Here is a 25,715-nt window from a genome sequence, read left to right on the forward strand (position 1 = left end):
GAACAGGCTCTTGGGCGTAGCATCCGCCGCATGTCGCCGACCGATCTGGCCGAACTGCTTGGACGCACCGCGATGTTCGCGCACCTGGGCGACGCGCAACGCGCGGCGCTGGCGCGGCAGCTGCGCTGGCTGTGCCTGCCCGGCGGGCAATACCTGTTCAAGGCCGGCGAGCCGGCCGACGCGCTGTACCTGCTGCGCAGCGGCAGCCTCGGCGTGTTCGACGGCCCCACCACCTTGCTGCACCAGCTCGCCGCCGGCGAATGCGTGGGCGAGATCAGCCTGCTCTCGGGCGGCCACCACCGCCTCGCCGTGCGCGCGCTGCGCGACTCGGAACTGCTGCGGCTGGACCGTGCCGCATTCGAGGCGCTGGTCGAGCATCACCCGCGCGCAATGCTGGACGTGGCCCGTGTGGCGATGCAGCGCCTGCTGCAGAACGAACGTCGCGACACCGCGCCGGACGCACCGCGCACCTTCGCGATCGTGTCGGTGGACGCCGGCGTGCCGGTGCGCGCGCTGGCGCTGCAGCTTGGCCAGGCGCTGGAGGCGCACGGCAACTGCGTGGTGATCGACGCCGAACTGGGCGCCGGCCGCGGCAGCGACTGGTTCGCCGAGCGCGAGGCGCAGGCACGCTTCGTGATCTACCTCGACAGCAGCGGCGACGCGCTGTGGCGCCAGCGCTGCCTGCGCCAGGCCGACGTGCTGCTGCTGCCCGCGCTGGCCGCGCAGCCGGCGCGGCCGTGGCCGGAAGCGGCGCCCGGCCATCCATCGCGCGCACGCCATCGCCCACGTCACCTGTTGCTGCTGCACGCGGGACACCAGGTGCAGGCCGGCGCAGCGCGGCGCTGGCGCGCGCAGTTCAGCGGCGAGTTCATGCACCACCACATCCGCGGCGAGGACGACATCGCGCGGGTGGCGCGGCTGGTCAGCGGCCACGGCCGCGGCCTGGTGCTGGCCGGCGGCGGCGCGCGCGGGCTGGCCCACCTCGGTGCTATCCGGGCGCTGCGCGAGGCCGGCCATACGTTCGACGCGATCGGCGGCACCAGCATCGGCGCGATCATCGGCGCCGGCGTGGCGGACGGCTGGGACACGCCGACCTTGCTGCACAAATTCCACGCCGCCTTCGTGCGCGGCCGCCCGCTGTCGGACTGGACCTTGCCGCTGGTGGCGCTGACCCGCGGCCGCCGCGCCGCCAGGCTGCTGCGCGAGGCGTTCGGCGCGATCGACATCGAGGACCTCGCCAAGCCGTTCTTCTGCGTCTCCACCAACCTGTCCGGCGCCGGCCGCGTGGTGCACCGGCACGGGCCACTGTGGTTGTGGCTGCGCGCCTCCAGCGCGATCCCCGGCGTGCTGCCGCCGGTGCTGCACCACGGCGAGGTCTACGTGGACGGCGCGCTGGTCGACAACCTGCCCACCGACGTGATGGCCGCCGACGGCCTCGCCCACCTCACCGCCGTGAGCATCCGCGCCGACATCGAGCTGCGCAGCGGCATCGAGGACTTCGCCACGCCACCGTGGTGGCGCCTGCTGCTGCAACAGCGTCGCGGCCCGCGCTGGCCGGGCCTGGTCTCCACGCTCACCCGCGCCGCGATGGTCAACAGCGAGGAGACCAGCGAACACTGCCGCGCGTTGCCGCAGCGGCTGATCACCCCGCCGCTCGACCACATCGGCATGCTGGATTGGAAGGACTGGCAGCGCGCGGTGGAGGCGGGCCACAACGAGACGATGCGGGTGCTGGAAGCGGAGCGCGGCTAACTCCCCTCTCCCGCTTGCGGGAGAGGGGCCGGGGGGAGAGGGTTTGCTCTTGCCGCAGCGTCAACGCTAGCCCCGCACCCTCTCCCCAACCCCTCTCCCATAGGGAGAGGGGCTTTCATGCGCCGCTACAATGCCCGTCATGAACTCCCTGCGCAGCTACAAGGGCATCGCCCCCGTCCTCGGCGAACGCGTCTACGTCGACCCCGCCGCCAGCGTGATCGGCGACGTGGCGCTGGCCGACGATGTCTCGATCTGGTCCGGCGCGGTGCTGCGCGGCGACGTGAACCACATCCGCGTGGGCGCGCGCACGAACATCCAGGACGGCGCGATCGTGCACGTGGCGCACCAGGGGCCGTACGGCCCGGGTTTCCCCTGCCTGATCGGCGCGGACGTCACCATCGGCCACGCCGCGGTGGTGCATGCCTGCACGGTCGAGGACGGCTGCCTGATCGGCATGCACGCCAGCGTGCTGGATGGCGCCGTGGTGAAGCGCCACGGCTTCGTGGGCGCGGGCGCGGTGGTGCCGCCGGGCAAGGTGGTGGGCGAACGCGAGCTGTGGCTGGGCAACCCGGCGAAGTTCGTGCGACTGCTCAGCGACGCCCAGGTCGCGCAGCTGCTGTATTCGGCCGCGCATTACGTGCGGCTGAAGGACGACTACCTCGCGGGTTGAGCGGCTTTATCGCGGCACGGCCGCATCCGCCTGCCGGGCGCTGATCGCCGCCGCTTCCTGCGCGTGCTGCTGGCGCTGCAGCTTGCGTTGCGCATCGAGGTAACTGCCGAGCAGAACCAGCCGGTAGTTGCTGGAATGCATCTCGTAGTGCGCCGGGTCGTACTTGTAGTTGCCGACATCGTAGGCACGCAGCAGCTGCAGCTCGCGTTGCGCCTCGTCGAGGTCGCCCGTGGCGATCGTCCGCTCCACGTCCTGGCTGGCCGGCTTGAACGCATCGCGCAACTGGTCCAGTGCGGTGCGATTGTGCGGATCGAGTTGCAGCACGCTGAAGTAGAACTCGAACGCGTTGCTGCCCACCGGCGCCACCAGGCGGCCGTCGTGCAGCGCGTCGCCGGCGAGGCCGAGCAGGATGCGCGTGCCGCCGTCGTCGGCCGTCGGCGCGGCCGCGGCGCGCGCGTTCCAGTGCCACCAGCCGCCACCGGCGAGGATCAGCACCAGGAGGCCGCCCAGCCAGAGCTTGCGGCGAGAAAGGAGGGTTGCGAGAGCTTGCATGACACCTGTGCCTGACCGGAACCGCGGTCGCGGCCGTCCATCGGGACGACCGCGACCGTGGCGGCAAGCTAGCGGCGCATCATGTCAGGCCGATGACTCGCGCTTGCGCGTTCACCAGTCGAGCAGTGCACTGCCCTGGTCGGGCGAGCCGTCCGGATGGCTGAACCAGTACACGCCGTTCTGCCCACCGGGGCAGCCCTGGCCGCTGCTGTACGCGGTCACCGCGCCCGCTGCCGAAGCCACGTCCGCGCGGTAGCAGCCGCCCAGCGAATCGCGGTAGGCGAACGCCTGCGTGCTGGCCTGACCGCTGTGCCCGGTGAGGTTGCCGCTGGCGTCGAAGTCCAGCGTGTCGGCGCTGTCCACCGTGTTGTCCACGTGGTCCGCATACAAGGTGATGCCGGCGAACGCGCGCGAACGACGCAGCGAGTAACCCTGCTGCACCGTGGTGGCCGCGGCGAAGCTGCCGTCCGCGGCCACCGGCTGGTCGTAGTCCACGTGCAGCGGATAACTCACCTGCTGCCGGTACTCGCGGGTGACGATCGGCCCGATGCGGCTGCGGCTCACCCCGTCCATCGCGGTGAGCTGGTCGGTGACCTGGCGATAGGTGCTCGCGTTGACCGTGAAGGCCTGGGTGTCGGCGAAGCTCACGGTCTGGTCCACCGAGTTCTGCACGCGGCCGTGCGAGGTGTCGACGTAACCCTCGATCACGAAGTGGCGCGAGAGGTTCGTGGTGATGTCGCCGTTGCCGCTGCCGTCCAGCGTGCTGGCAATGGTCGGCACGGGCGCCTGGCCGACCAGGGTGTTGCGCGTCACTTGGCCGCTGACCTGCTTCTTGTGAGGGTCCTGGTACACCAGCAGGGTCGCGGCGGTGGAGAAGTAGTTGTTCGCGCCGGCCACGCTGAGCGCCACCGTGTGCTGCGCACCATCGCTGAGCACGCCCGCGAACGGGCTGAGGTCGACCCGGTAAGGCATGAAGTTCATCGTCTGCACGCCGGGGACCGGCCGCCACAGGTAGGGATCGATGCCGCCGGTGTAGATCCACGGATAGATCGGCGCCACGCCGGCCGGCTGGCCGTCGATGCTCACCTCGGCCTCGCGGAAGTTGCCGCCGCCGCACTCGTTCACCGCCGCGGCGTACTGGTCGGGCACGCAGGTGTACCAGAACTCGTCGGCGTTCTGGCTCTGCGCGAACACGTCGAGGTAGGCGCGTTCCACGTTGCGCGGCAAGCTCAGCGTCTTGGCCAGCTGGTCGGTGGACGTGGACAGGTTGGTGACGCTGCCCACCGGGTCGCTGCCCAGCGGAATCACCTGGTCGGGCACGCGCGGGGCGGGCGCCCGTCCCGACGCCGGGTAGAACAGCAGCTTCGCGCTGCCGTGGAGCACGCCGGTGTAGGTGCCGTTGACCAGGTTCCACAGGATCGCCTGGCCCTGGCCGGCGTTCCTGAGCAGCGCGCTGTAGTCGGTGAGGTCGCGCTCCACGTGCCAGCTCCGCGCCACCGTGGCCGAAGGCTCGGCGGTGGTGCCGAAATACAGGTTCACGCCGCCTAGCCAGATCGAGCCGGTGCGATCGAATTGGCGGCCCGCGGTCACGGAGAAATCCGCCTCCAGCACCACCTTGGCCCAGTGCGTGCCGCAGCCGACGGGCGGCGCGTAGCTGTAGGGGCGGGTGCCGAAGTCGTTGAAGGTGTCGTTGCTGAACAGCTGCACCGCGCAGGGCTGGCCCGGCGGGCGCGGCACGGTCGGATCGGCGGTGGTGGTGTTGGACGAACCGACCGGGCTGGCGCCGGCATCGGCGGCGTAGGCACTGCAGGCAAAGCACGTCAGCCCGGCGATGGCCAGGCTGCGAGCGAACACTCCCATGCGCAACATGCGATTTCCCCTTGCATGTGGGCCTGCCCGTGACTTCTCGCGTCATTGCGGACCGGCACCGTCACCCCCTGCGCCGAACATGCTGGCACCGGGATTTTTAGACGGGGTCAAATGCCGGCGCGAAAGAGTGACGCGCTTGGCAAAGGTGTGCTCAGCCCGCCGTGCGCAGCGCCTGGTACACCGGCTCGGTGTCGGGGCGACGGCCGTGCCACAGGGCGAACGCATCGGCCGCGGTTTCCACCAGCATGCCGAGGCCGTCGAAGGCGTAGCGCGCGCCGGCCGCCTTCGCCCAGGCGAGGAAGCCGATCGCCGCCGCGCCGTAGGCGAGGTCGCAGCAGAGCGCGCGGGCGCCCACCAGCGACGGCGGCAGTTGCAGGCCGCCGCCCAGCACGCCGGCCGAGGTGGCGTTGACGATCAGGTCGTAGCTGCCGAGGTTCGCGAGGTCGTTCCAGTAGCGGGTATGCACGCGCGCCGGCTCGCCGATCGCGTCGGCCAGCGCATCGGCGGTTTCCGGCGTGCGGTTGACGATGGTCAGCGTCTGCACGCCCGCGTCCAGCAGCGACCACGCCACGCCGCGCGCGGCGCCGCCCGCGCCCAGCATCAGCGCGTCGTGGCCGCGCAGGTCCACCTGGTGCCGTTCGGTGAGGTCGCGCACCAGGCCGTCGCCGTCGGTGTTGTGCGCGGCGAGCCGGCCGTCGGCGAGGCGGGTGAGCACGTTCGCGCTGCCGGCGCGCATCGCCGCCGCGCTGCGCTCGTCCGCCAGCGCGAACGCCGCGCCCTTGTGCGGCAGGGTGACGTTGGCGCCCGCGCCGCCCGCGGCGAAGAACCCGCGCACCGCCGCCACGAAGTCCGCCGGCGCGGCGTCGATGGTGCGGTACTCCAGCGCGATGCCGAACTGCCGCGCGAAGGCCTCGTGGATGCGCGGCGACAGCGAATGCGCGATCGGATGGCCGAACACGGCGAACTGGGCGGGCTGGCTCATGCGGGGCTCCTGGGAAGGGACGGCCATTGTACGTAGATCGGGCTTCAGCCCGGCATCGGCGCTGCCCGGGCGGGAAGTCGGGATGAATCCCGACCTGCAACGTCCAAACCGACTGCCTCAGCTGCCGTCGCGGGTTTTGAGATAGCCCGTCGGCATGCTGGCTCCATCGTCCCGCGAGGAAGCCGCCATGCGCCCCACCATCATCGACCACCGCCGTCACGACCGCCTGCTCGCCATCGCCCTGCTGTGGCTGGCCATCGGCGCGGCGCTGCTCGTCACCACCCTGGTGCCGGCGCATACCGCGCTGCTGGGCTGGGCGCCGCTGGTGTGGCTGTTGCTGGCGCCGCTGGCGCTGCTGTTGATCCTCGAACCGGGTCTGCCGCGGCAATGGCTTGCATGGCGGCATGCGCGGCGCGGGCACGCGACGCGCCGTCACTGAATTCCATCTGGCAGTGGAACGGCCCGCGGCCGGGATGCCGCGGACCAGGGAGTGCATTGCGCGAGGGAGCGCGCCCGGTGCCGGATGCCGCAGGGATGCGGCATCCGGCACGATCCCTTTCAGTCAGCTGCCGGCATGCTCGCGCTGCGGCACCCGGCTGCCGATGCCCTGCCGCTTGCGTTCCATCCGGCGCAGGAATTCGCGCATCACGCGCAGGTACAACTCCTCGCCGAGGTGGACGTCTTCCACGCCGGCATCGATCGACGGGTTGTCGTTGACCTCGATCACCACCGGCTTGTCGCCGACCTGCTTCAGGTCCACGCCGTAGAAGCCGTCGCCGACCGCGCTGGTGGCCTTCAGCGCCAGCTTCACCACTTCGGCCGGCGCGCCGGCCACCGCGACGGTTTCGGAGCCGCCGGTTTTTGCCGTGCCCTTGGCGCCGTGGTTGTAGATCTGCCAGTGATTGCGCGACATGTAGTACTTGCACGCATACAGCGGCTCGCGGTTGAGCACGCCGATGCGCCAGTCGAACTCGGTATAGACGTATTCCTGCGCCAGCAGCAACGCGCTGTGCTGGAACAGTTCGCCGCTCGCCTTGCCCAGCGCCTCCTCGTTCTCCACCTTCACCACGCCGCGCGAGAACGAGCCGTCGGGGATCTTCAGCACCAGCGGGTAGCCGAGCCGGGCCGCGACTTCCTTCATGCCTTTGCTGTCGTCGCGGTAGAGGATCTCGGTGCGCGGCACCGCGAGCTTGCGCGAGACCATCAGGTCGTTGAGGAAGATCTTGTTCGTGCAGCGCAGGATCGAGGCCGGGTCGTCGATCACCACCATGCCTTCCTTCTCCGCGCGATGGGCGAAGCGGTAGGTGTGGTTGTCGCTGGCGGTGGTCTCGCGGATGAACAGGCCGTCGTACTCGGCGAGGCGCTGGTAGTCGTTCTTGCCGATGGTGTCGACCTCGATGCCGAGCTCCTTGCCGGCGGCGACGAACTGCTTCAGCGCCTTCCTGTTCGACGGCGGCATCTGCTCGTTGGGATCGACCAGCATCGCGAGGTCGTAGCGGTACAGCTTGCGTGCGCGTGGCTTGCGCCACAGCTTGCGCGAGAAGCGGTCCAGCTCCTCGGCGAACGCGTCCTCCTGGGCATCGTCCAGCGTGTGCAGGCCCACCGGCTTGATCGAGCTGACCTGCCACACGCGGTCGCGCTCGAACTCGATGCGCAGCAGCGGGCAGGGGAAGGATTCGAACACCTGCCGCGACAGGTCCTGCAGCGCGGGATACGCGGTCTCGCCGAAGTAGACCAGGATGCCGAAATCGGTGGTGTCGCGGCCGCCGGCGGGCAGGAAGTGGGTGAGATTGGTGTTGAGGTCCTCGATGTCCACGCCGTACAGCGAGCGCCGGCCCAGGTCGTTGATGGTGCGCACCGATGGCATCACCTTGTGCCCGCGCGCCTCGGCCAGCAGCGACACGTAATAGCCGGTGCCCAGGTACTTGTAGCTGCGGCACAGGTTGATGACGTGGGTGCGCTCGTCGTCGCTGCCCGCCGGCTCGCGCAGGTAGTCCGCCGCGCTGACCACGTCCACGGACGGGTAGTAGGAACCCCAGTCGGAGGCTTTCTCGACCACGATGACCAGACGGGCCATGTCACCACTCAGGCTTGCGATTGCGGGGAAGCGCCCTGCGCGCAGGGCGGCGGAGTCGCGAGCGCGCAGTGTCGCACAGCAAGACCGCTCCACAAGGCGTGGCACTGAACCTTTTCTGAGCGTCCGCACGACATCGCGATTGCCGCACCGCGAGCCCGGCACTACAGTCCGCCCCGGCCGACGGACTTGCTGCGCGGCCGGCTGCACCCGCCGTCAACCGAGGCCGTGATCCATGACGCCAGCCGCCACCGTGCGCATCCGCTCCGCCGAACTCTCCGACCTCGACGACCTGGTGGCGCTGGAGGAACACAGCTTCACCAGCGACCGGCTGAGCCGCGCGCAATTCCGCCGCCACCTCGACAGCGACAGCGCCAAGGTGCTGGTGGCCAGCACCGGCCCGCACCGCTTCCTCGGCACCGCCGTGGTGTTCTTCCGCAGGCGCAGCGGCGTGGCGCGGCTGTACTCGATCGCCACCCACCACGCGGCGCGCGGCCAAGGCGTGGGCTCGGCCCTGCTCGACGCCACCGAGCAACTCGCGCGCCGCCGCCGCTGCCGCGCCCTGCGCCTGGAAGTGCGCGCCGACAACCCCGCAGCGGCCCGCCTGTACGAGCGCCTCGGCTATCGTCGGTTGGCGGCGCTGGAGAGCTATTACGAGGACGGCGGGGATGGCTGGCGCTACGAGAAGCTGCTGACTGGCTGAGCAGTCGCGGGCATCAGGGCTGGCGCGTCTCGACGCCTTTCGCCATCGGCATCCAGTGCACCTGGTCGAGCGAGTATTCCTGCCGGTAGTCGATGCGGTCGCGGCCGGTGAACACGTTCACGGTGCGCGCGTAGACGGTCTTGCCGTGGTCGCTGAACTGCCACGGGAAGGTCCAGCGTTCGCCCTCGACGATCAGCGTGCCCGCGCCGCCCGCATCGCCGTCGACGGGGATGGCGTGGGTGACGTAGTGATCGCCGTCCTTGCCGCGCTGGAACACGATCAGCGCCTTGGGCTGGCCGTCCACGATCTGCTCGCAGGCGTAGAACGCGCGGCCGCGCCAGCAGTCGTTGTGCAGCGTGCCGGTTTCCTTGCCGACCTTGCTGTACGGCGTGGTGTAGTGCTCGGCTTGCGTATGCCAGGTGCCGGCGTAGACCGTGATGCGGTCCAGCCCGTCGCTGGCCGCCTGCGCGGCGACGCTGACGAACAGCAGGCTGGCGCAGCACCAGGGTGAAAGATTTCGCATGGCTTCGTCTCTCCGTCGATCCGGCCTCGCCGCGGCAGCGGCAAGGCCGGGTTGCGATTCACGCGCGCGCCGCGGTCGTCACTTGCGGTCGTGGTTCGCCGCTTCCGCCGCCGCCTTGAGCTCGCGGTTGGCCTGGTCGAGCAGATCCTTCGCCTTCGCCGCGTGGCCGTCCATGTCCCATTCGTTCGCCTGCTGCGCGGCGACGATGCGGTGGTAGGCCTGGTCGGTGAGCCGCTGCGCCGCGGCGATGTTCGGATGACGATGGCCGCTGACGTCGCGTACCGGCTGCGCAGCGAACGCGGCGGCGGCGACCAGCGCCAGCGCGGCGGCCGAAACGGCCCCTGTGAGCTTCTTCATGTGCGTCTCCCCCGGTGGTGTGGATGCCACGGGCGGCGCACGGTCGCGCCCTCGTGGCGACGCGAAATCTAGCGCGGCCGCGCTTCAAGTTCCTGCGTCGCCTTCGTTCGGCAGGTGCGGGGGCTCCTGCGCCGGTTGGCCGGATGGCGACTCCGCCGCTAACCGCCCAGCGGCGAGCTGATGCGTTGCTGCGTGGCCGCGTCCGGCCGCGCCACCAGCGCGCCATCGCGGGCGAGGCTCACGCTGTAGTGGCCGCCGTCGACCAGCGGCAGGAAGGCGCCGCTGCCGTAGACCGCGTCCACCATCGGCAGCGCCCGCGGGTATTGTCGGCGCAGGTCGAGCAGGTCGAAGCCGTCGGTGGAACCGAGGCCGACCACGGTGCGCGGCGCGCTCGCCTCCTGCGCGGGATCGTCGTAGCGGCCGTCGATGCGGGCTAGCCGGTACAGCGGCGGCAGGCCGGCGAGCACGGCCGGCAGTTTCCACTTCAGCACCACCGCCTCGACGCGCCAGTCGTCGCCGGCCAGTTCGAGCCGGCGCGTGCTGCCGTCGGGCCAGGCGAGCGTGACGGCCCAGCGCTGCGGCGAGAGGATGTGCGCGTCGATATCGACCACCGGCGTCTCCTCGCCCAGCAGGCGATAGCCGCGCAGCGCCCAGCCGCCGGTGCCGAGCAGCACCGCCAGCGCGAAACACGCCACGCACAGCAGCCCATGCCAGCACGCCGCCAGCCGCGCGCCGGCGTCGAGGCGACGACGCAACGTCACCAGCTGCAGCAGGCACAGCAGCAGCAGGACCGCCGCCAGCACCAGCAGCACGGTGGCGGGCAGGCGCAGCAGTTCGATCGGGTTCATCGGGCTTTCCGGGGCAGGGGCGTGCGCATGATAAGCCGCGCGGATGCGCTCGCTATACTGCGGACGTTCCCGGCGACCACGGTCGCCGCGTGCGCCTTCCCGCCCATTTCCCTCTGGTGTCCGATCATGCGCCGTCCGCTGCTGCTGCTGCCGCTCTGCCTCGCCGCCGCCCTGCTTGCCGGCTGCGGCAACAAGGGTCCGCTGTACTTGCCGAACAACCCGCATCCGCCGGTCCACGTGCCGCCGCAGCCCGTGCCGGCGCAATCGGCGCCGGCCCCGGCGAGCAGCAGCGCCGCGCCCGCCGCCACGCACTGAGCGCGGCGATGCTGCGCTTCTCCAAGATGCACGGCCTGGGCAACGACTTCGTCGTGCTCGATTGCCGCAGCGCGCCGTTCGCGCTGGACGTGGCGCGCATCCGCGCGCTGGCCGACCGTCGCACCGGCGTCGGCTTCGACCAGCTGCTCAGCGTGGAGCCGGCGCGCGATCCCAGCTGCGCGTACTACTACGGCATCTGGAACACCGACGGTTCGCCCTCGGGCCAGTGCGGCAACGGCGTGCGCTGCGTGGCGGCGTGGCTGCACCGCGCCGGCGCGCTGGCTCTGGGCGAGGCAGTGCGGCTGGAGAGCCCGTCCGGCCCGGTGACGGTGCGCCTGCTCGCCGCGCACGAGGTCACCGTGGACATGGGCGAACCGGCGTTCGCGCCGGCGCGCATCCCGTTCGCGGCGGCGGCCGAGGCGGATCGCTACGCGATCGAGGTCGACGGCGCCACGCTGGAGATCGGTGCGGTGTCGATGGGCAATCCGCACGCGGTGGTGATAACGGACACGCTGGCCGCGGACGCGCCGGCGCAGCTGGGCCCGGCGCTCAGCACGCATGCACGCTTCGCCGAGGGGGCGAATGCCGGCTTCGCCGAACGCCTCGACCGCGGCCGCCTCAAGCTGCGCGTGCACGAGCGCGGCGCGGGCTGGACCCAGGCCTGCGGCACCGGCGCCTGCGCCGCGATGGCGGTGCTGCGCCGGCGCGGCGAGGTGGACGAAAGCGTGCGGGTGGAGCTGCCCGGCGGGGTGCTGCGCATCGATTGGCGCGGCCCCGGCCACACGCTGTGGATGACCGGCCCCGCCGCGTTCGTGTTCGAAGGTGAATGGCTCGGGATGCTCTGATTGGTCCCGGCACAAACGACACCGATCTGTCTGCCTGCAGACCACAGGTGCGACGTTGAAGGCAGACTGGCCGTCTGTCGAAACGGCGCGCCGAAGGGATGCAGGCAGACAGACCGGCCCTGCTTTTGAATTCGAATGATGGGGTGATGCCCAGAAGGCGCGCACATCGCCGCGCGCGTCTTGCCCAGACAGCCAGTCTGGGCAGCGCCACGCACGACAATCTGCGCGCCTTCTGGGCATCATGTCGTTTGTGCCGGGGCCAATCAGAGCATCCTTTATTGATCCCTGCGCGCGTCCATCGCACACTCCGGGCATGACCGGCCCGAGGAAAACGCGCATGAACGTCCCGCTGTCCGACGATGCCACCGAGGCCGGCGCCGTCGCGGCCTACCTGAAACAACACCCTGCCTTCCTCAGCGACTACCCCGAGCTGGCCGCCCAGCTCACCTTGCCGCGCGAGCAGGGCGCGGTGGCCTCGCTGGCCACCTACCAGCTGCAGCAGTTGCGCGAGAAGAACGCGGAGCTGGAGCGCCGCCTCGCCGAGCTCACCGCGATCGCCGCCGACAACGAGCGGCTGATGGAACGCGTGCACGCGCTGACCGTGGCGCTGCTGCGCGCGAACACGCTGGAAGTGACCACGCGCACCGTGATGGCGCGGCTCAGCGAGGATTTCCACACCGAGCAGGTGCGCCTGCTGCTGTTCGGCAACAACCCCGACCTGCCGCGCTCGGACTGGCTGCGCCAGGTGGGCGGCGGCGCCGCCGAGCTGCCCGAGCTGGCCGAGCTGCTGCAGCGGCACGAGCCCGTCTCCGGCCGGTTGTCGGCCGACAAACTGGCGCGGCTGTTCGGCGACGAGGCTGCCGCGATCCGCTCGGCGGCGCTGATGCCGCTGGGCGATGCCGGCATCCTCGCGATCGGCAGCCAGGACCCGGACCGCTTCCAGCCCGGCATGGGCACGCTGTTCCTGAAGATGATCGCCGCCACCGTCACCGCCGCGCTGGCACGGGCGCACGACCTCACTTGAGTCCGTGAGCACGCCCCCGCAGCAGGTCGAGGCCTGGCTGGCCCGCCTCGCCGGCGAGCGGCAGGCCTCGCCGCACACCGTGGACGGCTACCGCCGCGACCTCGCCAAGCTCACCACCTGGATGGAGGCGCAGGGCATCGCCGGGTTCGCCGCGCTGGAACCGAACCGCCTGCGCCAGTTCGTCGCCGCCCAGCATCGCGCGGGACTGGCGCCGAAGAGCCTGCAGCGCCTGCTGTCCTCCTGCCGCAGCCTGTTCCGCCAGTTGAGCCGCGAAGGCGCGCTGGCGCACGACCCGCTGGCCGGCGTGCGCGGCCCCAAGGTGCAGCGCAAGCTGCCGGTGGTGCTGGACGTGGACGAGGCCGCCAGCCTGGTGGAAGCGGGCGGCGATGGCGCGCTGGGCGTGCGCGATCGCGCGATGCTGGAACTGTTCTATTCCTCCGGCCTGCGCCTGTCCGAACTGGTCGGCCTGCGCTGGGGCGACCTCGACCTCGACGGCGGCGAAGTGCGCGTGCTGGGCAAGGGCCGCAAGACGCGCATCGTGCCGGTGGGCCGCCACGCCGTGGCCGCGCTGCGCACATTGGGCGAAACCGAAGGCCGGGCGCCGGAAGCGCCGGTGTTCCGCGGCCGCGGCGGCGCGACGATCAGCCCGCGCACCGTGCAGGCGCGGCTGCAGAAACTCGCACTGATGCACGGTTTCGCCAAGCACGTGCATCCCCACCTGTTGCGCCACACCTTCGCCAGCCACATGCTGGAATCCTCCGGCGACCTTCGCGCGGTGCAGGAACTGCTCGGCCACGCCGACATCGCCACCACCCAGATCTACACGCACCTGGATTTCCAGCATCTGGCGAAGGTGTACGACGCGGCGCATCCAAGGGCCCGAAAAAAGTAAACGCGCTTGTTGCGTTTGCCCCTTCTCCCCTCCGGAGAGCACGCGGGGAGACGCCATGGATGGCGTCGGCTTTGAGGAGCGAGGAAGGTTGGGATGAGGGGCGGGTGCTTACGAGAGTATTCATCGAAGCTCGCTTCGACTAAATCCTTCGCGAAAGTGCCCCCTCACCTCAATCCTCTTCCTCGCTCCTCAAGGCAGGGCCATCCATGGCCCTTCCCCGCGTCCCAAAGGGGAGAGGAGGCGAACGTGCCATGCAGTTTCGTTCCGCATTGAAGCGCCGGCGACACGACCCCATGTCGTCCGCTCAACATTGGAGCTTTTATGGAATCCTTCCACGCCACCACCATCATCAGCGTGCGCCGCAACGGCAAGGTCGTGATCGGCGGCGACGGCCAGGTCACCTTCGGCAACACGGTGATGAAGGCCAACGCGCGCAAGATCCGCCGCCTCGGCAAGGACCAGAACGTGCTGGCCGGCTTCGCCGGCGCCACCGCCGATGCGTTCACCCTGTTCGAGCTGTTCGAACAGAAGCTGGACAAGCACGGCAACAACCTCACCCGCGCCGCGGTGGAGATGGCCAAGGAATGGCGCACCGACCGCCGCCTCGGCCGGCTCGAAGCGATGCTGGCGGTGGCCGACAAGGAGGCCTCGCTCTTGATCTCCGGCAACGGCGACGTGCTGGAACCCGAGCACGGCCTGATCGCGATCGGTTCCGGCGGCCCCTACGCGCAGTCCGCCGCGCTGGCGCTGATGGAGAACAGCGAGCTGGACGCGCGCGGCATCGTCGAGCGCGCGCTGAAGATCGCCGGCGACATCTGCATCTACACCAACCACAACACCACGATCGAAGAACTGTAGGCGCGCTTCAATGCCGTCATTCCAGCGAAAGCTGGAATCCAGTGCCTCTGCCGCCCGCGAAAGACGCTGGATCCCAGCTTTCGCTGGGATGACGAGCCAGCAAGACTCCATTTTCCGGTGACTTCATGTCCGAACTGACCCCCCGCGAAATCGTCAACGAACTCGACCGCTACATCATCGGCCAGCACGGCGCCAAGCGCGCCGTGGCGGTGGCGCTGCGCAGCCGCTGGCGGCGCATGCAGCTGCCGACGGAGATGCGCAACGAGATCACGCCGAAGAACATCCTGATGATCGGCCCCACCGGCGTGGGCAAGACCGAGATCGCGCGCCGCCTCGCCACGCTGGCGAACGCGCCGTTCGTGAAAGTGGAGGCCACCAAGTTCACTGAGGTCGGCTACGTGGGCAAGGATGTCGAATCGATCATCCGCGACCTCGCCGACGTGGCCTACAAGCTCACCCGCGAGCAGGCGATGAAGCGCGTGCGCTCGCAGGCCGAGGACCGCGCCGAGGACCGCATCCTCGACGCCCTGCTGCCGCGCCGGCAGACGCCCACCGACTGGAGCCACGACCAGGCCGCCACGCCGACCGCCGACAGCGACACCCGCCAGAAGCTGCGCAAGCAGCTGCGCGAAGGCGCGCTGGACGAGCGCGAGATCGAGCTGGATTTCGCCATGAACGTGGGCGTGGAGATCATGTCGCCGCCCGGCATGGAGGAGATGGGCGCGCAGCTGCGCCAGATGTTCCAGAACCTGGGCGGCGCCAAGAGCCAGCACCGCAAGCTGGCGATCAAGCTGGCCCGCCCGCTGCTGGTAGACGAGGAGGCCGCCAAGCTGCTCAACGACGAGGAGATCCGCGCCCAGGCGGTGGAGGCCGCCGAGCAGAACGGCATCGTCTTCCTCGACGAGATCGACAAGATCGCGCAGCGCTCCGAATGGGGCGGCGCCGGCGTCAGCCGCGAAGGCGTGCAGCGCGACCTGCTGCCGCTGGTCGAAGGCTCCACCGTATCCACCAAGTACGGCCCGCTGAAGACCGACCACATGCTGTTCATCGCCTCGGGTGCGTTCTCGCTGGCCAAGCCGTCGGACCTGATTCCGGAGCTGCAGGGCCGCCTGCCGATCCGTGTCGAGCTGTCGGCGCTCAGCGTCGACGACTTCAAGCGCATCCTGCGCGAGCCGCACAACGCGCTGACCAAGCAGTACGTGGCCCTGCTCGGCACCGAGGGCGTGAGCCTGGAGTTCACCGACTCCGGCATCGACCGGCTGGCCGAGGTGGCCTACCAGGTGAACGAGCGTACCGAGAACATCGGCGCCCGCCGCCTGCACACCGTGATGGAGCGGCTGCTGGAAACGATCTCATACGATGCGGCAGACAAATCCGGCGAAAAATACCTGATCGACGCCGAACAGGTAGACAAAAGCCTCGGAAACCTGGTCAGCAACGAAGATCTCAGCCGTTACATCCTGTAACAGGGTGGCGCCTGCGCCACGCCAACGTCATGCCCGCGAAAGCGGGCATGACGCCAGAATAGGGCGCGTCGGCGCCAGATATCCCACCAAATCCCGTAATTGCCGCATTTTGTTGGCACGTTCGCCGAACTTATGTCGTTTGAACAAGCCAGAGAGGCCACTCTGCTAAAATAGGTCCGCTATGGCAAAGATTCTCGAGTTCAAGACCAATGGCCTGCGCGCCCAGCTGCGCGAGGCCCAGCAGCAGCACACCATGGTGCGCCTGTGGCGCAGCGAGTTGGAACACGGCAGCTTCTGCGGTTACGTGGGCGGTGTCGGCCGCGAATTCATCCTGCTGTGGGTGCTCGGCGACGGCATCACCGACGACGGCATCTACGTGATGCGCCACCGCGACATCTCCGAGCTGGAGTCGCCGGAGCGCCACCACGTCTTCATGGCCAAGGCGCTGGAACTGAAGGGCATTGCCCCGCAGCTGCCGCGCGGCTTCCCGCTGGACGGCATCCGCGAGGCCGTGCAGGCCGCCGGCGCGATGTCGCCGGTGATCGGCGTGCACGTGGACACCGAGGAAGAAGAGGAGGTCTGCTACATCGGCCACCTAGTGCGCGTCGACGACGACGGCTTCTACCTGCAGGAACTCAGCCCCGACGCGGAATGGATGCGCCAGGCCTCGTTCTTCGCCTGGGACGAAGTCTCCACGCTCAGCATCGGCGACGGCTACGCGCAGTCCCTGCTCGCCGTGGCCGGCCCCGCGCCGGCGCTGGAACCCGGCGACGCCGGCATCGAGCACATGCACTGACGGCACGCTTGGTCGCCACACCTCGACGCCCGCCGCACCCCGGCGGGCGTTTTGTTTGGGCTTTGCGCATCCTTCCCACGAAGGCAAACTGCGCGCTCTGCTCCCCTCTCCCGCAAGCGGGAGAGGGGACACACCAACACCGCACAGGAACCCCCATGCCCCGCATCGTCGTCGTCGGCAGCATCAACATGGACCTGGTCACGCTCGCGCCGCGCTTTCCCGGCCCGGGCGAAACCCTGCTCGGCAGCCGCTTCCTCACCGCGCACGGCGGCAAGGGCGCGAACCAGGCGGTGGCCGCCGCGCGGCTGGGCGCCGAGGTGGCGATGGTCGGCGCGCTGGGTTGCGATGCGTTCGGCGACCAGTTGCACGCCGGGCTGGCGCGCGAAGGCATCGCCCTCGACCACGTCGTCCGCCTGGCCGACGAAGGCAGCGGCAGCGCATCCATCACCGTGGCCGCAGGCGAGAACCAGATCATCGTGGTGCCCGCCGCGAACGCGCGCGTCAGCCCGGCCCAGGTCGAAGCCGCGCGCGACGCCATCGCCCGCGCCGACGCCGTGCTGGTGCAGCTGGAAATCCCGCTGGATGCCGTGGAAGCCACGCTGCGCCTGGCCCGCCGCGAAAACGTGCCGGTGATCCTCAACCCTGCGCCCGCGCAGAAGCTGCCCGCCGAGTGGCTCAAGCTCGCGAGCTACCTCACCCCGAACCAGCACGAACTCGCCACCGCACTGGGCGCCGACGAGCAAACGGACTTCCGTGAACTGATGCGCCGCGCCCCGTGCCCCGTGGTGCTCACCCGCGGCAGCGAAGGCGCCTGGTACCGCGACGACGTCCACCCCGAACCCGCGCACCAAGCCGGCTTCAAAGTCGACGCGATCGACACCACCGGCGCCGGCGACACCTTCAACGGCGCGCTCGCGGTATTCCTGCACGAAGGTTTGCCCGCGGCCGTGCGCAAGGCTTGCGCCGCCGCCGCGTTGTCGGTGACCAAGCTGGGCGCGCAGGGCGGCATGCCGTCCGCACACGAGGTGGTGGCCCTGCTCGCGCACTGACCGCGTCGGCTACTTGCCGATGCAGAACGACCCGAAGATCGCGCCGAGCAGATCATCGCTGGTGTAGTCGCCGGTGATTCCGCCCAGCGCATGCTGGGCCTGGCGCAGTTCCTCGGCGGCGAGTTCGCCGGCGCGGGTGGTGGCAAGCGCGTGGGCGGTGTGGGCGAGATGGGTGCGCACGGCTTCGAGCGCGAGCACGTGGCGGCGGCGTGCGCTGAAGGCGCCTTCGCCGCTGCCGGCACCGGCAAGTAGCTTCAGGTGTTCGCGCAAGGCGTCGAGACCGTCGCCGGTTTTCGCGGAGGCCCACAGCCAGCGGATGCCGTCGCGGGTTTCCGCATGCGGCGCGGTGTGGGCAAGGTCGATCTTGTTGACGAGCACCACGCGCTCGGCACCGGCGGGCAGGGCGTCGAACAGGGCGAGGTCGGCGGCGGCGTGTTCGGCGTCGGTGACCAGCAGGGCGGCGTCGGCGCGCGTGAGTTCGCCGTGGGCGCGGCGCACGCCTTCGCGTTCGACTTCGTCGTCGGTGTCGCGCAGGCCCGCGGTGTCGGCGAGTTCCAGCGCCACGCCGTCGAGCGCCACGCTTTCGCGCAGCACGTCGCGGGTGGTGCCGGCGATGGCGGTGACGATGGCGCGGTCGCTGCCGGCCAGCGCATTGAGCAGGCTGGACTTGCCGGCGTTGGGGCGGCCCACGATGGCCACGCGCAGGCCGTCGTTGAGGCGCAGGCCGCGTTGCGCTTCGCGCAGCAGTTCGTCGAGTTGCGTGCGCAGCGCGTCGAGTCGTTGCGCGATGGCGGGGTCGGCGAGGAAGTCGATCTCCTCCTCGGGGAAGTCGATCGCGGCCTCGATGTGCACGCGCAACGCGATCAAGGATTGCAGCAGCGCCTTGACCTTGCGCGAGAACACGCCTTCCATCGAGCGCAGCGCGGCGCGCGCGCCGGCCTGCGAGCGCGCGGCGATCAGGTCGGCGACGGCTTCGGCCTGGGCGAGGTCGAGCTTGCCGTTGAGAAAGGCGCGCTCGGTGAATTCGCCGGGACGCGCCAGCCGCGCGCCGAGTTCGCAGACGCGGCGCAGTAGTGCATCGAGCAGCACGGCGCTGCCGTGGCCTTGCAGCTCCAGCACATGCTCGCCGGTGTAGGAGGCGGGGGCGGGGAAGTGCAGCAGCAGGCCGTGGTCGATCGGCTCACCCTGCGCGTCGCGGAAGCAAGCGAAGTGCGCGTGGCGCGGTTGCGGTGCACGGCCCAGCAGGACTTGCGCGATCGCCGGCACCTGCGGCCCCGACACGCGCAGCACACCGACGCCGGCGGCGCCGGGCGCGCTGGCGATGGCGGCGATGGTGTCGTCAGGCTGGACGGTCATGGCGGGGCTTCACAAGTCGCGCTCTGGTCTGGACCAAGATTTTGCCGCACGCATTGTCCTTCGACTTCCTCGCTCCTCAAAGTTGCAGCCATCCATGGCTGCTCCCCGCGTGCGCCGCTGTGCGGCTACGCTCAGGACGAACGGGTCAACTTGCCCCTGCACCGTTCTCCCTGAGCGTAGCCGCGCAGCGGCGGAGTCGAAGGGCGGGCAAAGCCGGAGTTTACAAACGAAGACGGCCGCGGCGGTTGCCCGGCGCGGCCGCTTCAATTGAAAGTGCAACCAGGGATGGCTGCCCGTTTGATTCTCTCGATCACGGACGATCGCAAGGTTTACGCCTTGGTCGCCGCTTCCTCGCGATCCACGTGGTGGGTGATCCACCACTGCTGGCCGAGGCCGACCAGGCCGTTCACCGCGTAGTACAAGCACAGACCCGCGGGGAAGAAAGCGAACATCACGGTGAACAGCAGCGGCATCACCTTCATCATCTTCGCTTGCGTGGGGTCCATGCCCACGGTAGCCGGGTTCAACCACTGCGTGCCCAGCATCACCAGCGCGTAGATGATCGGCAGGATGTAGTACGGATCGGGCGCGCTGAGGTCGGGCATCCACAGGAACGGCGCGTGGCGAAGTTCCAGCGAGTACTCCAGCACGTAGAACAGGCCGTAGAACACCGGCAAGGTGATCAGCACCGGGAAGCAACCCGCCATCGGGTTGACCTTCTCCTTCTTGTACAGCTCCATCTGCGCCTGCTGCAGCTTCACCTTGTCGTCGCCGTAGCGCTCCTTGAGCGCCTGCACGCGCGGCGCCAGCTTGCGCATCTTCGCGCTGGAGCGGTACTGCATCGCGGTGAGCTTCCAGGTGGCGGCCTTGATCGCGAGCACCAGCAGGATGATCGCGAGGCCCCAGTTCTTCACGAGGGAATGGAAGAACGAGAGGATGCCGTGCATCGGCACGGCGATCGCCTTGAACATGCCGTAGTCGATGGTGAGGTCCAGCCCCGGTGCGATCGCGTCAAGCTTGCCCTGCACATTCGGGCCCACGTAGAGGCGCGCCTTGGCGTCCACGCTCTGCCCCGGCGCCACGCTGAGCGTGGGGCCGATCGCGCGGATCAGGTAACGCGGGTGCGCGCTGCCCGGGTTCACCGTGTCGGTGGCGTAGTGCAGGGTCTCGCCGGCCGGCGGAATCCACGCGGCGAAGAAGTACAGCCGCAGCATCGCCGCCCAGCCGTTCTTGAAGTCGCCGTTGAGCGTGTCCTTGGACTCGCTGAAGTCCTTGAACGGCAGCTTCTCGAACTTCTCGCCGGTGTACCACGCCGCGCCCTGGAAGCTGCGCGACTCGGGGTTGGAGATGTTCTTCAGCCAGTTGCCGGCGTGCGGCGGCTCGGTGCGCAGCAGCTGGGTGTAGGCATTGCCCTGCCAGGCCGTGCTGCCGCCGTTGGCGATCTTCTGGTCCAGCGCGATGACGTAGCTGCCGCGGGTGAAGCGGTAGGTCTTGGTGACGGTGAGGCCCTTGGCGTCCTGCCAGGTCAGCGGCACGTCGAGTTCGTTCTGGCCCGGCGCCAGTGTGTAGCTGGATTGCGCGGCGACGAACGCGGCGAGATGGTTCGGCTGGTCCGCGGCCACGGGATCGCTGCTGCTGACCAGGCCGTTCTGCGCCACGAAGTAATGCGTGTTGGTGTTGTCGAACAGGGTGACCGGCGCGGGATTCGGATCCTTGTGCGTGCGCGGCGCCACCGGGTAGTCGAGCAGTTGCGCCTGCACCAGGCTGCCGCCGCGGGTGTCGATGGTGAGGCGCAGCACGTCGGTGGTGACCGTGACCAGCGACGAGGGCGCGTTCGCGCCGGCGGCGTTGCTGATCGTCGGCGCCACGGGCGCGCTGCCGGGTTGGGCGTTCGGCACGCCGGGCGCGCTGGCCGCGTTCGCGACGCTGCTGCTCGCGGCGGGCGCGGGCGGCGGCGTCAGGTAGTCCTTCTCCCAGGCCATGAACAGGAAGTAGGCCACGGCGAGCAGGGCGAACAGGAGGAAATTGCGGGTCTGGTTCATCGGCTCACGGATCCGGACGACGCCACGCAGCACGCGGCCACAGGGGAAAGGGAAAGGTCAACGCGCGATTGTGGCGGCGGCATCCACCGGCATCAATGGTGCGGATCGGATGCCGCGGGCGCGGCGGCGGGCGGCGGCGCCAGCCGGATCGCCGCGAGGCGTTGCCACAGCGCGTCGGCTTCGGCCAGCAGCTCCGCACCCGGCAGGCCGGCAGCCACGTCGCGCGCCATCACCACGACGTCCACCGGCGGCAGCTGGTCGCGGATGCGACGGAACGATTCGCGCAGCAGGCGCTTCAGCCGATTGCGTTCCACCGCGCGCTTGGACACCCGCTTGGAAATCGCCAGGCCCAGCCGCGCATGCCCCAGTCCGTTGGGCCGGTAGCGCACATGAAAACAGCGGCCGCCGAGGCGACCGCTGCTCGTGCGCAACGCTGCGAAGTCGCCGGCCAGACGCAGCCGCAACTCGCGCGGCAGGCCGGCAGGGTGCATGGCGCGCGCGCCGCTTACGGGATCAGGCGCTTGCGGCCCTTGGCACGGCGGGCGTTGAGGATCTTGCGACCGTCGGCGGTGGCCATGCGGGCACGGAAGCCGTGGGTGCGAGCGCGCTTGAGCTTGCTGGGCTGGAAGGTCCGCTTCATGGCGTGGCTCCGAAGGGAAGTGTATGTGGATAAAAAGGTTGGAAATTATGCGGGGCTGCGGGCTGTGATGTCAAATCGGCGCGGTTTGCCGGGTAAAGCGCCGGGCCGCGACTTGTGGATATCCGTGTGGACGAGTCGGGGATCGGCGAGCTGGAGCGTGCTGCTAGACTTGTCCGTCCACCCCGCGCGCAAGCGCCCCTGCCTGTGGACGAGAAACATTCATGAGTGAGTTGTGGCGGCGCTGCCTGGAGCGTCTGGAAGGCGAATTGAGCGCCGAGGATCTGCATACCTGGCTGATGCCGCTGCAGGCCCGCGAGGACGACACCGGGCTGGCCCTGTTCGCTCCCAACCCGTACACGCTGGACACGGTGCGCGAGCGCTACCTGGCGCAGATCACCCTGCTGCTCCGCCAACTGGCCGGCCGCGAGTTGCCGGTGCGTCTGGAAGTGGGTTCCAGCGCGCCGCGTGCCGCCGCCAGGCCCGCCGCCGCGCCACGTGCCGGCGCGGTGGCCGAGCCGGCCGCGGTGCCCGCACCAGCGTTCAACCACAACCTCGACCCGCACTACACCTTCGAGACCTTCGTCGAGGGCAAATCCAACCAGCTGGGCAAGGCCGCCGCGATGCAGGTGGCGCAGAACCCCGGCCGCGCCTACAACCCGTTGCTGCTGTACGGCGGCACGGGCCTGGGCAAGACCCATCTGATGCACGCGGCCGGCAACCTGATGCGGCAGAACAACCCGGCATGCAAGGTGCTGTACCTGCGCTCGGAGCAGTTCGTGGGATCGATGATCGAGGCGCTGCGCACCAAGAGCATGGACCAGTTCAAGCTGCGCTTCCGTTCGGTGGACGCGTTGCTGATCGACGACATCCAGTTCTTCGCGGGCAAGGACACCACGCAGGAGGAGTTCTTCCACACCTTCAACGCGCTGTTCGAATCCAAGCAGCAAATCATCCTCACCTGCGATCGTTATCCCAAGGAAGTGGACAAGCTGGAGCCGCGGCTGAAGTCGCGCCTGGGCTGGGGCTTGTCGGTGGCGATCGAGCCGCCGGACTTCGAGACACGCGCGGCGATCCTGCTGGCCAAGGCGCAGGACAAGGGCGTGGCGGTGGACGCGCATGTGGCGATGCTGCTGGCCAAGCGCATCCGCTCGAACGTGCGCGACCTGGAAGGCGCGCTCAACACGCTGGCGGCGCGCGCGAACTTCTACGGCAAGCCGATCACCATCGACTTCGCCGAGGAAACCCTGCGCGACCTCCTGGCCACGCATGCCCAGGCGGTGACGGTGCCGAACATCCAGAAGATCACCGCCGAATACTTCAACGTGCGCCTGCAGGACCTGCTTTCCAAGCGGCGCGTGCGCTCGCTGGCGAGGCCGCGGCAGATGGCGATGGCGCTGTCCAAGGAACTCACCGACCACAGCCTGCCAGAGATCGGAGAGGCCTTCGGCGGGCGCGACCACACCACGGTGCTGCACGCCTGCCGCACGATCAAGAAGCTGTGCGAGGCCGATGCGCGCATGCGCCAGGACTGGGAACAGCTGATCCGCACCCTTACCGGTTGAGTTTTTCGCCCGGCATGCGCACAAGTTCTTGATAAGCTGGGTGGGAAGCTGTGGATAATGCGTGGACGAACGAGGCGGCAAAGTTATCCACATTCCGCCCACTTCGAAAGCACGGCTTTCCGCACACCTTGGAAACCAGGCAACACATTGATTTTCAAAGCATAAACGGCGAGAAAAAGTTATCCCCGCCGCCTACAACAACCACCAACTTCTTTTCAAAGACAGAACAGCAGGCATAGGGGACGCGCAGACATGCAATTCAGCATCCAACGAGAAGCTCTGCTCAAGCCGCTGCAACAGGTCGTTGGCGTGGTGGAACGCCGGCAGACCCTGCCGGTACTGGCCAACTTGCTGGTCAAGGTCGCCGACGGGCAACTGTCCCTGACCGGCACGGATCTGGAAGTGGAAATGATCGCCACCACGGCGGCCGACAAGCTGGCCGACGGCGAGATCACCATCCCGGCGCGCAAGTTCTTCGACATCGTGCGCGCGTTGCCCGATGGCGCCAACATCGAGCTCAAGCTCAACGGCGACCGCGTGGCGTTGAACGCGGGCCGCAGCCGCTTCACCCTGACCACCTTGCCGGCCAGCGAATTCCCCACCATCGACTCGATCGAACTGGTGGAAAAGGTCAGCCTGCCGGAAGAGGCGCTGCGCGACCTGATGGAGCGCACCGCATTCGCGATGGCGAACCAGGACGTGCGCTACTACTTGAACGGCATGCTGCTGGACCTTCAGGAGCACAGCCTGCGTTGCGTGGCCACCGACGGCCACCGCCTCGCGATGAAGGAAACCAGTCTGGCCACCTCGGTGCAGGCGCGCCGGCAGATCATCATCCCGCGCAAGGGCGTCAACGAGCTGATCGGCCTGCTGGAACCGGGCGAGGGCGAGGTGGAGCTGGAATTCGGCCGCAACCACCTGCGCGTGCGTCGCGGCGGCGTCACCTTCACCTCCAAGCTAATCGACGGCCGTTTCCCCGATTACGAAGCGGTGATCCCGCTGGGCGCCGACAAGACCGCCATCCTGGATCGCGAGGTGCTGCGCGGCGCGCTGCAGCGCGCGGCGATCCTGTCCAACGAAAAGTACCGCGGCGTGAAGCTGGAGCTGTCCCCGGGCAAGCTGCGCATCGTGGCGCACAACCCCGAGCAGGAAGAGGCCGTGGAAGAGGTCGAGGCCGACACCCACGTCTCCGATCTCGCGGTCGGTTTCAACGTGGGTTATCTGCTGGATGCGCTGTCCGCGCTGCGTGGCGACCAGGCCAGGCTGAGCCTGCGCGACGCGCAGTCCAGTTGCCTCGTGCAGGAACACGATGGCGAGCAGGCCCGCCACGTGATCATGCCCTTGCGCCTCTGACGCATGCGGTCGGTCGGACACGGCAAAAACGAGCAACGCCGGAGTCGTCGCCAGACGCTCCGGCGTTCTTGCTTTGGGCATGGGCCGGCATGAGGCTGGAACGCCTGCGCATCCAGGGTCTGCGTTGCCTGCACGAGGTCGATCTGACGCTCGCGCCCAGCCTCAACGTCTTCGTGGGTGCGAACGGGGCGGGCAAGACCAGCGTGCTGGAGGCGGTGTTCCTGCTCTCGCATGCGCGCTCGTTCCGGAGTGGGGCAAGGGAAGCCTTGCTGTGCCGTGGTGCCGCGCGTCTTTTCGTGTTCGCGGAGTTGCGGCAATCGGGCGACCGCCTGTTGCGCGTCGGACTGGGTCGCGAAGCTTCCCGCTGGGAGGCACGGCTGGAAGGCGAGGGCGCAAATCTCGGTGCATTGATCGCCGAGTGCGCCGTGACCTGCTTCGAACCCGGTTCGCATGCCTTGATCGCTGGCAGTGCCGAGGAGCGCCGTCGTTTCCTCGACTGGGGTGTGTTCCACGTGGAACATGCTTTCCTGGATGCCTGGCGGCGCTACCAGCGCGCCCTGAAGCAGCGCAACAGTCTGCTGCGCGCGGGGACGGAACCGGGCTCACCGCTGTATGCGCCATGGGAAACCGAGCTGGCCGGCCTTGCAGACTGGATCGATGGTCATCGCCGCGGCTATCTGGATCGTCTGCGCCCCCAGTTGCACGCCAGCGTCGCCGCCTTGCTGCCGGAATTGGGCGAGCCCGACTTGCGTTATCGACGGGGCTGGTCCGAGGAAGCAGATCTGCGCGGACAACTGGAGGCCCAGCGGGGCCGCGACCTCGCCCGCGGGCATACCAGCCTCGGCGCACACCGCGCGGACTGGACACTGGCCTTCGAGCACGCGCCGCAGCGCGAACACCTGTCCCGTGGTCAGGAAAAGCTCGCCGCGCTGGGCTGCATGCTGGCGCAGGCGCGGCTGTACGCCGAGCAGCACGGCGAATGGCCGATCATCTGTCTCGACGACCTCGCGTCCGAACTGGACGAGGCGCACCAGGCTGCGGTGATCGCCCAGCTTGCGGGGAGCGGGGCGCAGGTGCTGGTGACCGGCACCGACTTGCCGGCGCCCTTGCGCAGCTTGCCGCACCGCCTGTTCCACGTGGAACAGGGCCGCCTGACGCCCCTGCTATAATCGAGGATTGCACCGCAG

Annotated in this window: 26 protein-coding genes; 15 read left to right on the forward strand and 11 right to left on the reverse strand. The window is 69.1% G+C overall.

All coding sequences use genetic code 11. From position 1 onward, the window contains the following. The first annotated feature begins 30 nt into the window (after positions 1–30). The gene (locus tag AB7878_RS08880; RefSeq protein WP_369494014.1) at positions 31–1,752 is read left to right on the forward strand and encodes a patatin-like phospholipase family protein; all 1,722 of its coding nucleotides are present in this window, start codon (positions 31–33) and stop codon (positions 1,750–1,752) included. 139 nt (positions 1,753–1,891) lie between these two features. Further along, entirely contained in the window at positions 1,892–2,422 is a 531-nt protein-coding gene (locus tag AB7878_RS08885) for a gamma carbonic anhydrase family protein (protein ID WP_369494015.1), read from the forward strand. A gap of 6 nt (positions 2,423–2,428) precedes the next feature. Here the strand turns inward: AB7878_RS08885 and AB7878_RS08890 are convergent, their stop codons facing one another. From AB7878_RS08890 to aroE, 3 genes are all read right to left on the reverse strand, one after another. Continuing rightward, the gene (locus tag AB7878_RS08890; RefSeq protein ID WP_369494016.1) at positions 2,429–2,974 is read right to left on the reverse strand and encodes an energy transducer TonB; all 546 of its coding nucleotides are present in this window, start codon (positions 2,972–2,974) and stop codon (positions 2,429–2,431) included. A 111-nt stretch (positions 2,975–3,085) separates the two neighbouring features. After that, a complete protein-coding gene (locus AB7878_RS08895; RefSeq protein WP_369494017.1) occupies positions 3,086–4,834 on the reverse strand; it encodes a peptide-N4-asparagine amidase in 1,749 nt (582 codons plus the stop codon). 160 nt (positions 4,835–4,994) lie between these two features. Further along, positions 4,995–5,825, reverse strand: a complete 831-nt coding sequence (gene aroE, locus AB7878_RS08900) for a shikimate dehydrogenase (RefSeq protein WP_369494018.1) — start codon at positions 5,823–5,825, stop codon at positions 4,995–4,997. Positions 5,826–6,012: 187 nt separating this feature from the next. On the opposite strand from aroE, the gene AB7878_RS08905 reads away from it, so the two are divergent. Continuing rightward, a complete protein-coding gene (locus AB7878_RS08905) occupies positions 6,013–6,264 on the forward strand; it encodes a hypothetical protein (RefSeq protein WP_369494019.1) in 252 nt (83 codons plus the stop codon). A 123-nt stretch (positions 6,265–6,387) separates the two neighbouring features. Here the strand turns inward: AB7878_RS08905 and AB7878_RS08910 are convergent, their stop codons facing one another. Further along, complete coding sequence (locus AB7878_RS08910) at positions 6,388–7,902, reverse strand: RimK family ATP-grasp domain-containing protein (protein ID WP_369494020.1); 1,515 nt, start codon at positions 7,900–7,902, stop codon at positions 6,388–6,390. A gap of 232 nt (positions 7,903–8,134) precedes the next feature. On the opposite strand from AB7878_RS08910, the gene AB7878_RS08915 reads away from it, so the two are divergent. Next, positions 8,135–8,602, forward strand: coding sequence for a GNAT family N-acetyltransferase (locus AB7878_RS08915; RefSeq protein WP_369494021.1), 468 nt, complete (start codon positions 8,135–8,137; stop codon positions 8,600–8,602). A gap of 13 nt (positions 8,603–8,615) precedes the next feature. On the opposite strand, the gene AB7878_RS08920 is transcribed toward AB7878_RS08915, so the two are convergent. From AB7878_RS08920 to AB7878_RS08930, 3 genes are all read right to left on the reverse strand, one after another. Further along, positions 8,616–9,125 carry a hypothetical protein gene (locus AB7878_RS08920; protein WP_369494022.1) on the reverse strand — a complete coding sequence of 170 codons (510 nt, stop codon included), beginning with the start codon at positions 9,123–9,125 and terminating at the stop codon, positions 8,616–8,618. A gap of 78 nt (positions 9,126–9,203) precedes the next feature. Beyond that, a complete protein-coding gene (locus AB7878_RS08925) occupies positions 9,204–9,482 on the reverse strand; it encodes a hypothetical protein (protein ID WP_369494023.1) in 279 nt (92 codons plus the stop codon). Positions 9,483–9,640: 158 nt separating this feature from the next. Next, the gene (locus tag AB7878_RS08930; protein WP_369494024.1) at positions 9,641–10,330 is read right to left on the reverse strand and encodes a hypothetical protein; all 690 of its coding nucleotides are present in this window, start codon (positions 10,328–10,330) and stop codon (positions 9,641–9,643) included. Positions 10,331–10,456: 126 nt separating this feature from the next. Here AB7878_RS08930 and lptM point away from each other — a divergent pair, with 126 nt between their 5' ends. The 8 genes from lptM (at position 10,457) to rbsK (ending at position 17,575) form a co-directional block, all read left to right on the forward strand. Then, the gene (gene lptM, locus AB7878_RS08935; RefSeq protein WP_369494025.1) at positions 10,457–10,645 is read left to right on the forward strand and encodes an LPS translocon maturation chaperone LptM; all 189 of its coding nucleotides are present in this window, start codon (positions 10,457–10,459) and stop codon (positions 10,643–10,645) included. A gap of 8 nt (positions 10,646–10,653) precedes the next feature. Then, complete coding sequence (gene dapF / locus AB7878_RS08940; RefSeq protein ID WP_369494026.1) at positions 10,654–11,490, forward strand: diaminopimelate epimerase; 837 nt, start codon at positions 10,654–10,656, stop codon at positions 11,488–11,490. 337 nt (positions 11,491–11,827) lie between these two features. Further along, positions 11,828–12,514, forward strand: coding sequence for a DUF484 family protein (locus AB7878_RS08945; RefSeq protein WP_369494027.1), 687 nt, complete (start codon positions 11,828–11,830; stop codon positions 12,512–12,514). A gap of 4 nt (positions 12,515–12,518) precedes the next feature. Further along, complete coding sequence (gene xerC / locus AB7878_RS08950) at positions 12,519–13,406, forward strand: tyrosine recombinase XerC (protein ID WP_369494028.1); 888 nt, start codon at positions 12,519–12,521, stop codon at positions 13,404–13,406. Positions 13,407–13,727: 321 nt separating this feature from the next. Continuing rightward, on the forward strand, positions 13,728–14,264 hold the full coding sequence (gene hslV, locus AB7878_RS08955) for an ATP-dependent protease subunit HslV (RefSeq protein ID WP_077481846.1): 537 nt from the start codon (positions 13,728–13,730) through the stop codon (positions 14,262–14,264). Between the two features lie 125 nt (positions 14,265–14,389). Further along, entirely contained in the window at positions 14,390–15,730 is a 1,341-nt protein-coding gene (gene hslU / locus AB7878_RS08960) for an ATP-dependent protease ATPase subunit HslU (RefSeq protein ID WP_369494029.1), read from the forward strand. Between the two features lie 181 nt (positions 15,731–15,911). After that, complete coding sequence (locus tag AB7878_RS08965) at positions 15,912–16,526, forward strand: hypothetical protein (RefSeq protein WP_369494030.1); 615 nt, start codon at positions 15,912–15,914, stop codon at positions 16,524–16,526. Positions 16,527–16,681: 155 nt separating this feature from the next. Continuing rightward, positions 16,682–17,575 (forward strand): ribokinase, encoded by an 894-nt coding sequence (rbsK, locus tag AB7878_RS08970; RefSeq protein ID WP_369494031.1) that lies wholly within the window; start codon positions 16,682–16,684, stop codon positions 17,573–17,575. Between the two features lie 9 nt (positions 17,576–17,584). On the opposite strand, the gene mnmE is transcribed toward rbsK, so the two are convergent. The 4 genes from mnmE to rpmH all read right to left on the reverse strand — a co-directional run bounded on the left by mnmE (position 17,585) and on the right by rpmH (position 21,613). Beyond that, positions 17,585–18,931 carry a tRNA uridine-5-carboxymethylaminomethyl(34) synthesis GTPase MnmE gene (mnmE, locus tag AB7878_RS08975; RefSeq protein ID WP_369494032.1) on the reverse strand — a complete coding sequence of 449 codons (1,347 nt, stop codon included), beginning with the start codon at positions 18,929–18,931 and terminating at the stop codon, positions 17,585–17,587. A gap of 329 nt (positions 18,932–19,260) precedes the next feature. Then, the gene (gene yidC / locus AB7878_RS08980; protein WP_369494033.1) at positions 19,261–20,973 is read right to left on the reverse strand and encodes a membrane protein insertase YidC; all 1,713 of its coding nucleotides are present in this window, start codon (positions 20,971–20,973) and stop codon (positions 19,261–19,263) included. Between the two features lie 92 nt (positions 20,974–21,065). Next, positions 21,066–21,464, reverse strand: a complete 399-nt coding sequence (rnpA, locus tag AB7878_RS08985; protein ID WP_369494034.1) for a ribonuclease P protein component — start codon at positions 21,462–21,464, stop codon at positions 21,066–21,068. 14 nt (positions 21,465–21,478) lie between these two features. Beyond that, positions 21,479–21,613 (reverse strand): 50S ribosomal protein L34, encoded by a 135-nt coding sequence (gene rpmH, locus AB7878_RS08990; protein WP_008211413.1) that lies wholly within the window; start codon positions 21,611–21,613, stop codon positions 21,479–21,481. Positions 21,614–21,834: 221 nt separating this feature from the next. Here rpmH and dnaA point away from each other — a divergent pair, with 221 nt between their 5' ends. The 3 genes from dnaA to recF all read left to right on the forward strand — a co-directional run bounded on the left by dnaA (position 21,835) and on the right by recF (position 25,697). Continuing rightward, positions 21,835–23,175 carry a chromosomal replication initiator protein DnaA gene (gene dnaA, locus AB7878_RS08995; RefSeq protein WP_369494035.1) on the forward strand — a complete coding sequence of 447 codons (1,341 nt, stop codon included), beginning with the start codon at positions 21,835–21,837 and terminating at the stop codon, positions 23,173–23,175. A 252-nt stretch (positions 23,176–23,427) separates the two neighbouring features. Beyond that, entirely contained in the window at positions 23,428–24,528 is a 1,101-nt protein-coding gene (gene dnaN, locus AB7878_RS09000) for a DNA polymerase III subunit beta (RefSeq protein WP_369494036.1), read from the forward strand. Positions 24,529–24,617: 89 nt separating this feature from the next. Further along, positions 24,618–25,697, forward strand: a complete 1,080-nt coding sequence (gene recF / locus AB7878_RS09005; RefSeq protein WP_369494037.1) for a DNA replication/repair protein RecF — start codon at positions 24,618–24,620, stop codon at positions 25,695–25,697. Positions 25,698–25,715 lie beyond the last annotated feature (18 nt).

Source organism: Rhodanobacter humi, from assembly GCF_041107455.1.
GTDB lineage: Bacteria > Pseudomonadota > Gammaproteobacteria > Xanthomonadales > Rhodanobacteraceae > Rhodanobacter_A.